The organism is bacterium (assembly GCA_035528375.1).
In the GTDB taxonomy this organism is placed as follows: Bacteria; RBG-13-66-14; RBG-13-66-14; order RBG-13-66-14; family RBG-13-66-14; genus RBG-13-66-14.
In genome coordinates this window covers 1-10,051 of sequence record DATKYS010000109.1, presented here as the reverse complement: position 1 = coordinate 10,051, position 10,051 = coordinate 1, and the positions used below count along the sequence as shown (strand labels likewise).

The window sequence follows — 10,051 nt, the reverse complement described above, 5'->3', positions numbered from 1 at the left end:
GGAGTGGTACCGGTCACCCCTGCACGCGAAGATTGATTCTGCCGGCAACCTTCTCGCCACCAACCACGTTATTTGCGATGATCCCGTGTACGCGTACGTTTCTTGGGATAAGGGAATGACGGTGGATTCCGATGGAAATGTCCATGTAGCTTACACTTACTACACCGGTGTAACCGAAGATGATTTTTCTGTAGCATACCGGAAGATTGACAGTGATGACGGTTCATACCTGACCGACCTGATAGATGTAGGTTACCCCACACAAATTGAGAGTGATTGCCTGCTTTACGAACCGTATGATTGCGAGCCCGCGATATGTATTGATTCTCAAGAACACGTTCACATTTCCTACTGTCATTCTGAAGAGTACGAGAGTTACATCGGTTACGTAATTCTGGATCTTAACGGGAATGTACTGATTGAACCGAAGCTAGTCTTCATGGAACCCGATGTCCAAATAGACGCGCGCAACTTCTTTAAAACCTCAGATGAACGCATCTTCCTGTTTGCGAACGTAACTGAGGGTTACGGATTCTTCGAGTTCGACGAAAACGGCGACTTGATCGGCGAACCTCAGTGGTATACTCCGGATGTTATGGCCGGGTCTAACCAGATGGGGCCTTTCGGTGCCGTGGATGAGGACGGTCTTATTCGAACTGTGGGTCACATCCGCCAAGACTCCTACGATTACGACATCGGTTACGTCCATCAATTAGAGGGAGAGGGCTTCGACGAGCCGGTTTTATCTGCGGAAGAACAAGACGATGGCATCCTTCTCTCCTGGCGGGAGGAGGGCGAGCTGGTCGGCTCCACTTGGCGCCTTGAGCGAGATGGGGACATAGTCGTCAGTCTCTTCGGCGACGCCCTTTACCGCTACCTCGACCGCGACGCCGAACCAAACGTTACCCACCTCTACACCCTAGAAGCCACGCTCCCCGACGGCTCTATCCGTTGCTTTGGTCCCGTTGAAGCCACCTGGCAAGGACCGAACGCTGACCGCTTCACCCTCTACGCGCCTTTCCCCTGCCCCGCTGCTGACCGGGTGACCTTGAGCTACTACCTGCCCGAGGGCACGAAAAACGCAGAGCTCTCGCTCTACGACCTCTCGGGCCGGCTCGTGGAGTCCTCCGTGAGCGTCCCCACCACCCCCGGCCGCCACGAAATCGCCTACGACACCTCGACCTGTCTCCCGGCGTCTACGTCGTGCGGTTGACAACAGACGCTTCTTCTACCACCAAACGGCTCATCATCGCACGCTAGTCCGCATTGAGACCGCTTTCCTGTGTGCGGTGATGCAATCCACCAGTGTTGGTATGCCGCGATTCCCACTGCCGCTGCCACACGAATAAAAGGGGTCCGAAAACGGGCCCTTTTTTTGCTCGGCGTGGGATCAGGCACGTTCAGCGTACGTCCCCCACGTCCAGCCCTTCACACAGCTTCCGTAGGTTGCAATCGCGGCAGTCGGTCGCCCGTTCTTTCAAGACCTCGGCGAGGGGGGAGCGGGCCAGCTCGGCCGCCTTGGCGAGTAATTCCACGGCACGGCGGGAGACTTCCTTCACGTCCAACGGATAGTAGCCGCCGCCCTCGGCGGTGAAGAGCAGTGCGGCCTCGCGCACGGGCTTCCCGAAGAGCTTCTCCGTCGCCAGGGCGTACACGCCGAGCTGGACGTCGTAGCCGTGCTTCTCGATTATCTGTGCCCGATCTGCGCCGGTCAGGTTGGTGGACTTGAAGTCGTAGATTCCGAGCCCGCCGTCCACCTCGACCAGGCAGTCCATGCGGCCCAGGACCAGGCAGCCGCCGAGCTCCACCCGGAACGGGACCTCGAAGTGCGGCCCGGCCTCGCAGATGAGCCGCCACTCCCCCATCCCGTCCAGCCTCTTCAGATGCGCGGCCAAACCGGTGATTATCGTCCGGTCTGGCTTCTCCAATATAGCTGAGATGGACTCGGCCACCTCCTCCTCTTCCTCGGAGGCGAGTTGGTCCCGCAGGCCGGCCAGGCGGAGGCGTATATCATCCTCCCCCAGCGGGACGCCGCCTCCGGTCTCGATGAGGTGGTGCAGGGCCGTGCCGAAGGCGCTTCCCCAGGGGCGGTCCGCGTCCCAATCCCCGGACGACGGGCCGGTTTTCGGTTTTTCACCCTCCAGCTTCAGCACCCGACGCAGGTAGAACCCCAGCGGGCAGCGCCCGACCTCGGCGAGGGCCGAGGGGCTCACCGGCGGCGGGTCGGGGACGACCAGGGGCGCGAGGAGCTCCACGCTTATCCGTTCCGCCCGGGGCGGATGGGGGGGGTTGTCAATTTTTTCCGGCAGTTCCCGTTCGAGATAGCTGACCGCGCCTGACACCGCGCCGCCGTCACTGCTCAATAACTTGTTGAGCCATTGACCGATTCGCCGTCCGGCCCGCCCGCCTTTCAGGGATTCGACCTCTTTGTCGGTGGTGTTTAAAAGGATCAGGTGGTCCATGGCCCGGGTGCAGGAGACGTAGAATAGCCGTTTGCGCTCCAGCTCCTCGTCCAGCTCCCCGCGCCGCCTGATGCCCTCGCCCAGAGGCGTCAACCGGGGAGTGAAGGGAGGGGTTTCGGTGCGGACCTGCACCGTCAATCTCCGGTTTCCGGTGGAATCGGGCGCCAGGGTGTAATCGTCGGAAGACCTCTGACCCTTGCTGTCGAGGAAGGGCAGCAGCACCACGGGGAACTCGAGGCCCTTGGCGGCGTGCATGGTCAACAGCACCACGGGGGCGTACTCGGGGGTCGGCTCCTCGAACTCGCGGGACTTCTCGTTGTCGCGGAGCCACACCAGTGTGTCGGCGGGTCCGGTCAGATTTCCGGCGCGCTCCTCGGCGCGGATGAGCTCCAGGATGTGCTCCAGCCGCCGCCAACGGTCGGGGCGCCCCTCGGACTTGAGGGCGGCTTCCAGCCCCGAGTCCCGGTAGAGGGCCGCCGTCAGCCGCGAGCCGCCGGCGAGGCCCGCCTGTCTGCGCCACCGGAGCCAACGGGGGCGGAAGGAGGCGAACCGCTCGCCCAGCCTGTCCACCAACCGGTCGCCGACGAGGTCGAACCATCGTTTTCCCGACTCGTCGCCCATTCGCTTGAGCCGGAGCAGGTCGTCGTAATCGAAGCCGCCGAAGGGCGAGAGCAGCATCGCCGCCACCTGGATCCCGTCCCGAGGGTCGGTGAGTGCCCCCAGCGCGGCCCGAAGCCAGTCCGCCTCCTGGGTGCCGAAGACGCCGCTGCCCCGGGCCAGGGCGTAACCGTCGCCCAGCCCCAGGCAGTCCAGCGCCGCGGCGATGAGCGTCAACTGCTCCCGGGTGGGCGCCAGGACGCCCACCAGCGCCAGGGCGTGCTCGCGGACCTTGTCGTTGGGGTAATCGGCCGGCGCGGGGATGTCGTGGAATTCACCCCGTAAAATTTCGCCGATAATCCCGGCGGTGAGCAGGGCCTCCTGCAGCTTATCCACGCTCTTCCCCACCGACTCCGCGGGCCGGATCACGGTCACCGATCCGTCTTCCCCGTCCTCGCGGAGGCGGTTCATCGTCTGGGGCTCGACGGCGGTGGAGCCCTCGGGGTCGTGGGCAATCAAGTCGGCGTCGGCGGAGAAGATTTTTCCGAAAACCGGGTTCGCGAAATCCAGTATCGCCTGGCGGGAGCGGTAGTTGTCGTCGAGGGTTTTGGTCTCTTTGATCAGGGGCGCCAGCTCGCGCTCTGCCTTGCGGAAGACGGTGTTGTCGCCGCCGCGGAAGCCGTAGATGGCCTGCTTGCGGTCGCCGACGATGAAGAGCGTCCGGCTCCCGGTTTCCACCTCCTCGTCCGCGGGCACGGCCAGGGCGCGGATTATCTCCCACTGGCGCGGGTCGGTGTCCTGGAACTCGTCCACCAGGAAGTGGAGGTAACGGCGTCGCAGGCCTACGACCAGCTTCGGGTCGTCCCGGAGCCCCTCGGCGACGCGGTCCAGAAGGTCGTTGTAGTCGGCCCCCAACGCCCCGACCTTCAGCCTGCGGTACTCTCCGCCCACCTCGTCGAGCCAGTCGAAGAGGACGCCGTTCAGCCCGTAGGCTTCCTTCTCGATTTTCACCGTGTCGCTGCCGGCGTGGTTGGGGATGGCCTTCGAGTTTTCCCCGACGACCTTGAAGGTGTTGAAACCGTGGAGGTGATTGACGTTGATCCCACTCGGGGATTTCGCCATGCGCAGCAAGTCGAGGTCCTTGCCGCTCATCGTGTCGAAGTTCACCTCTCCGCCGACGAGTCGGCCGAGGAGGTCCCGGAGAAGGAGCAAAACCTCGTGGGCGTTCAGGCCCAGAATCTCCTTGTTCCGCAGCTTCTTCACCAGGTCGGCATCGGCGAGCTGCCCGTCCATCCGGGTCAGGACGTCCTCGGGAAGCCCTTCGAGGTACAGGTGCACCGCCTTCTCCCTGCAGCGGACGATGAGGTCCTCCAGCACCTCCCCGGGGAGCTCGTGACTCCTCCGCGCCTCGTCCAGCTCCCAGCCTTTGTCTAAAAGGTCGAGGGTCATCCCCTCGATGGCCCTCCGGGTGAGGCCGGCGGAGCGCAGTTTCGCCAGGGGGCTCGTCAGCGGATCGCTGGCCCAGGCCGTCCGACGCAGCGCCTGACGCTTCAACTGGTTGACCCGGGTCTGGGCGAGGACGCGGAAGCCGGGGCGGTCGGGCATCAGGGTCGGTTCTTCGACGAGCAGGGTCTGGCAGAAGGAGTGGATGGTGCCGATGTGCCCCTCGCCCAGGCGGGCGCGGGCCTCGAAGAGTTTCCCGCGGACCTCCTCGCCGATGGGCTCGTCCTCCAGCTTTCGGGTGTGGAGGGAATGGGAGAGGGCCTCGTCAATGCGGTGGCGGAGCTCGGCGGCCGCCTTGCGCGAGAAGGTCATGGCCACGATTCTGGAGGGCTTTTCCCCCACGGCGAGCAGGCGCAGGTAGCGGGCCACCAGCACCCGGGTTTTGCCCGAGCCGGCCCCGGCGGAGACGACGGCCGAGCGACGGATGTCCGCGGCCTCGTTCTGTTCCGGGCTCAGGGCGTAGGACTTAGCCATCGGCCCCACCCCCTTCCCCGGGGAGCCGGCACAGCCTATGCGCCTGGAAATCCTCGCCGCAGGCGGGGCGGAAATCGCAGTACTTACAGTCGTCGCCTTTATAATCCACCGGAGGGTGGAAGATACCGGTGACGATGCCGTCCCACAGCTCCTGGACGGCGACCTCCACGAATTCCAGCATCCGTTTGGTGAAATCGTCGGACACGACCCACGCCCTATTGGGTTTGCCCACCGCCACCTTTTCCTGCACCGCCCCCTTGTGCGGCGTCTTCTGGGCCGGGTCGTCGGGGGAGATGTTACGGTACTTTTCGTGGAGCCGGATTTCCGCGGCGCGCAGGCTCATCGCGCCTTCCCGATCGTAGAGCCGCCGCGCGGCGAGGGCGTAGAGCGGCAGTTGCAGGTTGCGTGGCGGGTACTGCGGATCATTGATACCCGTTTCAGCCGAGCCGGTTTTGTAATCGTAAACCGCCAGCAGGCCCTCGGCCTCGTCCAGGTCCAGGCGGTCCACCCGCCCGGTCAGGCGCAGGTCGCCCAGCTCCAGCGGATTCCCCTCGGCCCCGCCGAAGCTGAACTCGATTTCCGTGGGCAACGTCTCGATGAGCTCGCGCTGTATGACCAGGGCCCCCTTGAGGATGCCGTAGGGCGCTCCGGTGTCGGGGTCGTCGAGGCCGCGGACCAGCTCCTCGCGCTGGGCGTCCAGGGCGGCGCTGGCGTTGACCAGGCCGGTTCTCATCTGCTCCAGCGGCGGCGGGCTGGCGTTGGGCTCGAGCAAACCCTGCCCGACGAAGGCCGATGCCGCGCACTCCAGCATCCGACCGCAGGCCTTTTCCCAGTTGCCCGGGCCGAGCGGTCCGTCGGACCAGGGCTCCCGCGGTCGCCTTCCCTCTTTTTGAGAGCCCGCGAAGAAGAGCTCCAGGGCCCGGTGGGTGACCAGGCCGACGACGTCGGCCTCGGCCTCGTCGCGAACTTCGGGAAATCTTTCCAGCCCCAGCAGATGGGCGAAGTAGTAGCGGCGCGGGCAGTCGAGGTAGTGCTCCAGCTTCGTCACCGCCAGCTCGCCCCGCCGGTCGGCGCCGGGGACCGGGTCGAGCAGCCCGCGGTCCACCTTCCCGTCGTAGGCGGTGGGGTCGGGTGAGGCCGCCTCGCGGATCATCAGGGCGGCGTTTTTTATCGCCCCGCGCACCGAGCCGTCGAGCAGAGGGTGGTCCGGGTCGGCCACGGCAAGCTCGGCCATCGAGGTGGGTCTTTCACGGGCGTCGTGGCCCGGGGGCTCGCTCCGTCCGCAGAGTTTCAGCAGGTCGTTGAGCGGCGGGGCCGGCTGCGCCTCGTCGTCGGCGGTGGCCGCCGGATACGAAAGCCAGAGCCTCTCGGCCCTTCGGAGCAGGCGGACCAGGAGGCAGACCGATTCGTCGTGGGGATCGGCCCGGCGCTCGAGCGAATCCCGGTGGAGCAGGCCGCGTTCCGGTCTGGCCGGAAAGTCCTCGTTGGTCAGCCCCAGGACGAAGACCTCGCCGGGCGACCAGCCCTGGGTCCGGGCCAGCTCTCGTACGGTTACCGCGTCGTCCGGCCCCGGGATGCGCACGGAACGGGCGGCCAGCTCCCCCTCCACCAGGCGCCGCAGCGTGGCCGGGCCGGTGAGCGGCCGGTGCAGCTCCCGCTCCGAGAAGCGGGCCACCCCGACCACCGCGTCCAGCGCCTTTTCCAGCTCGAGCCGGGCCCGACTGACCGCCTCGGCGCGCCGGCGCTCGGTGACCGTCCAGGCGTCATCGCCCGCGGAGTCCAGGAGCTGCTCGAGCAGGCGGCGTTGGAGGTTCTGTGTAAAGTCGCGCCGCTCCAGCTCCTCCCGGATTTTCCCGACCAACTCCCCGACCTCCGACTCGGGACTACGCAACTCCTCAAGCTGTCGAAGCTCGCGGACCACGGCGGCGAGCTGGTAGATTCGCAGCCGGGTCGTTCTCACCGCGGGTCCGTCGGCCAGGAACTCCCCCTCCTCCCGGCCCCGCAGCGCGTCCAGGCGCAGGCGGTTGAGCACCGGTCGCAGCCAGGCCTGGGTCAGGCGCTCCTTGAGGTCCAGCCCGTCTTCCCATCCCCGGGGGAGACCGGTTACGTTGGCCTTGCGGGCCAGGAAATCGAAAGCGGCGGGATCGAGGTTGTGGTCTTGCGGCGGGTCGTCGCTCCAAAATTTGGCGGGGTCGCCCAGGGGCGCCGGCGGCAGGAACTGCTGCAGCGGCGCTAAGGTTTTGTAAACCTCCGCCGGCTCGGGCAACTCGGGAGGGGTGAGCGCGGGATGGCCCCAGTAGGCGAAGAGCTCCTCCCGCCCCGGTCGCGCAAGGACGTTCAACAGGGCCAGGAGCACCTGGGCGGGGGCGCCGGCGAACAGCGGCTCGCCGCCCGGCAGGCTGAAGGGGATGCCGCGCTCGGCCAGCTCCGCGGCCAGGAGCGCCACGTAGGGCTCCAGCTGGGGGACGACGATGGAGAACCGCCCCAGGGGCTCGCCCCCCGTCGCGCGGCGCTTCACCTCCCGGGTGGCGGCGACGACCTCGCCCCGGCGGTCCGGAGCCGACCAGACCCGGATATACGCCGGTTTCTCCGCCGGTCGGTCCCCGCCGTCGAAGAGCCAGCCGACGAGGTCCTCGCGCCCCGGGCGCGTTTCGGCAATCTCGCTTCTCACCGCCCGGAGGCGCTCCAGCCCGGCCCTGGTTTTAGCGAGGTGGCGGGTCGAGGGGTGGTCGCCGTCCGCGGCGGCGAGCTCGGGTTCGACGACCACTCTCAGCTCCAGGCGGCGGTCCAGGGCGGCGACGAGCTCCATCTCCGCCGGGTGGAGGTGGTCGGGAAGGAAAAGTACCGCCCGGGCCGGCGGTTTCAGCTCCCCGGCGTTCAGCAGGCGGGCCAGGCGGCGCTGGCGCTCAAAGGGCTCCTCGACGCGGAGAGCGCGGCACTCTTCCCCTCGCAGCTCGATGAGACGGGCGAGGTCGCGCAGCTTGGCCGAATTTACCGGGACTTCCTCCTCCTGGGAGAGCAGGCGCAGGGCCTGGGCAACGGGACCGGCGATGCCATCCAGGGCGGTTTCTCCCTGTGTGGTGAACCGCCGGAAGTAGGGCAGTTCGCCGGAGTTTTCCTTTAAAAGTTTGGAGGCGAGGACCACCGGCTCCCCGCGGGTCAGTAATCGGGGCTCATCGGTGAGCTGCCGCGAGAGGAGCCCGGCGGCCTCGTCCAGGGTCAGCACCCGGACGCCGGGATCGAACCCGCCGTTGACCGAAACCTCCTCTTCCAGAAGACGCCGGACGGCTCCGGAACCGGCTAGGAGCCAGCAGCCGCCCGTACAGAACTTCCGGTCTATGAGCATCGGATGACTCCTTTCTACCTTCGATGGTCATAATACCACAGGCCTTTGACGGCGCGGGGCGCGGCTACTGTAATAATAAAGCGGAGCCCCGGGCGCGGTCCGAGCTCCGTCACGTAGCGGGACCGACGGTGTCCGGGCCCGACCGGGGGGTGGACGGTCGTTCGGTCCGGGCCCGGGGTGGATCAACTTGAAGAATGCGCCGGATTCGGTCATACTTTGGTAATCTCTTTTCGTCGAGATTCCATTCTCTTGACGGCGAGTGATGATTCGTGGGAAGGGGACGCGGGCGCCGAGACGCCGTCGGATTGAGCGAAGTGACCATGATAGAGCACGATGTTGAGCTGCCGGTTCCACCCGCCGAGGTTTTAAGCTGGTTCCTCGCCCCGGAGAAGCTCGCCCGGTGGCTGTGCAAAGAAGCCCGCGTGGAGCCCCGGGTCGGCGGCCGGTACGAGCTCTTCTGGGACCCGACGCGGCCGGAGGTGAACAGCACCCTGGGCTGCAAGGTGCTGGAGTACGAGCCCGGGAAGCTTAAAGTCTCCTGGGCCGGCAACGAGGAACAACTGGAGTTCATGGAGCCCGGCTCGACCACCGTGGCGGTGAGCGTGGAGGCGGCCGGTTCCGGCTGCCGCCTGCGGCTCGAGCACTACGGGTTCGGGGATTGCGACCGCTGGCTCAAGGCCGAACGCTGGTTCGACGTCGCCTGGAAGAACGCCCTGAACAGATTGAAGGAAACCGTTTAGCCGCCCCGTTCGGCTCCCGACTGGGGAGGCCTGGAGGATGATCATGCGAGTTCTCTCGATTCTGCTGCTGCTGACGCCTCTGGCCGTTTCGGCCGACTTGGCGCCCATCGAGGCGTCCGATGTGCCGCCGCCGTCACGGGCGCAGGTAGATGACGGCACCATGTACGTCTTCACCTCCTACTTCGACGACATGGCGGTGGAGGGTGAGCTGCTGGTGGTGACCGGCACGTCGGTGGCCAACACCGATAACCCCAACGTGGCCCAGGCCCGGGCCATGGCCCAGAAGGCGGCCAAGTTCGGCGCCCAGTCCGTGCTGATCGAGTTCTTCAAGGCCCTCGACTTCGCCCAGAAGGACGCCGAGACCAACGCCGGGTACGCCGCCGAGTACGGCGAAACGGCTTACAACTCCGACGGCACGGTGGAGGTGCGCCTCTCGATTCCCCTCACCGGCGAGGGCGGCCTGGTGGCGGCCATGGGGCTCAAGGGCGTAAGCGAGCGATAGTTTCGTCGGGTGAGGTTGGATTAAAAAAGGTGCGGCACACTCCAGTTGCCGCCCTATACGTCAACACATCGAAACGTACGGCGGGGGCTCTGTACCCCGCCTGTTGACGATTGAACCCCGAATGTAGAGCGGGGATTTTAATCCCCGCCGCTTCTACCCCGACCCGTATATTGCGATTTGCGATGACGTAGGGCGCTTCTCCCTCTCCCTGTGGGAGAGGGCCGGGGTGAGGGCTACCTTTGAAATAAATCCCCTCTCCCCTCTGGGGAGAGGCTCGCCTACGGGTTAGGGTGAGGGTCGGAGCGTATACGCGACCCCCCTCTCCCCGTGGGAGGCCTGTGAGGCACGGGGATGGGGGTGAGGGCTACCTTTGAAAATAACGGGCCGACCTGAACGGCGCGCCGTCGGTCGGCCCCTACGTCATCGC

5 protein-coding genes are annotated in these 10,051 nt (G+C 66.0%); 3 read left to right on the top strand and 2 right to left on the bottom strand.

Annotated features, from left to right (window positions below; translation table 11 throughout):
- The coding region (locus VM054_08735; protein HUT99147.1) for a hypothetical protein at positions 1-1,213 on the top strand (1,213 nt) is incomplete at its 5' end.
- 187 nt (positions 1,214-1,400) lie between these two features.
- Here the strand turns inward: VM054_08735 and VM054_08730 are convergent.
- Both VM054_08730 and VM054_08725 read right to left on the bottom strand, forming a co-directional pair.
- Complete coding sequence (locus VM054_08730; protein HUT99146.1) at positions 1,401-5,036, bottom strand: UvrD-helicase domain-containing protein; 3,636 nt, start codon at positions 5,034-5,036, stop codon at positions 1,401-1,403.
- The gene (locus VM054_08725) at positions 5,029-8,382 is read right to left on the bottom strand and encodes a PD-(D/E)XK nuclease family protein (protein HUT99145.1); all 3,354 of its coding nucleotides are present in this window, start codon (positions 8,380-8,382) and stop codon (positions 5,029-5,031) included. The genes VM054_08730 and VM054_08725 overlap by 8 nt, the downstream gene beginning before the upstream one ends.
- A 320-nt stretch (positions 8,383-8,702) precedes the next feature.
- Between VM054_08725 and VM054_08720 the strand changes: the two genes are divergently transcribed.
- The gene (locus VM054_08720) at positions 8,703-9,122 is read left to right on the top strand and encodes an SRPBCC domain-containing protein (GenBank protein HUT99144.1); all 420 of its coding nucleotides are present in this window, start codon (positions 8,703-8,705) and stop codon (positions 9,120-9,122) included.
- 43 nt (positions 9,123-9,165) lie between these two features.
- Entirely contained in the window at positions 9,166-9,624 is a 459-nt protein-coding gene (locus VM054_08715; GenBank protein ID HUT99143.1) for a hypothetical protein, read from the top strand.
- The last annotated feature ends 427 nt before the right edge of the window (positions 9,625-10,051 follow it).

Bases quoted from the DNA above. Each gene is read 5' to 3' on its own strand.
- VM054_08730 (HUT99146.1), bottom strand. From the start codon at position 5,036: ATGGCTAAGTCCTACGCCCTGAGCCCGGAACAGAACGAGGCCGCGGAC.
- VM054_08725 (HUT99145.1), bottom strand. From the start codon at position 8,382: ATGCTCATAGACCGGAAGTTCTGTACGGGCGGCTGCTGGCTCCTAGCC.
- VM054_08720 (HUT99144.1), top strand. From the start codon at position 8,703: ATGATAGAGCACGATGTTGAGCTGCCGGTTCCACCCGCCGAGGTTTTA.
- VM054_08715 (HUT99143.1), top strand. From the start codon at position 9,166: ATGCGAGTTCTCTCGATTCTGCTGCTGCTGACGCCTCTGGCCGTTTCG.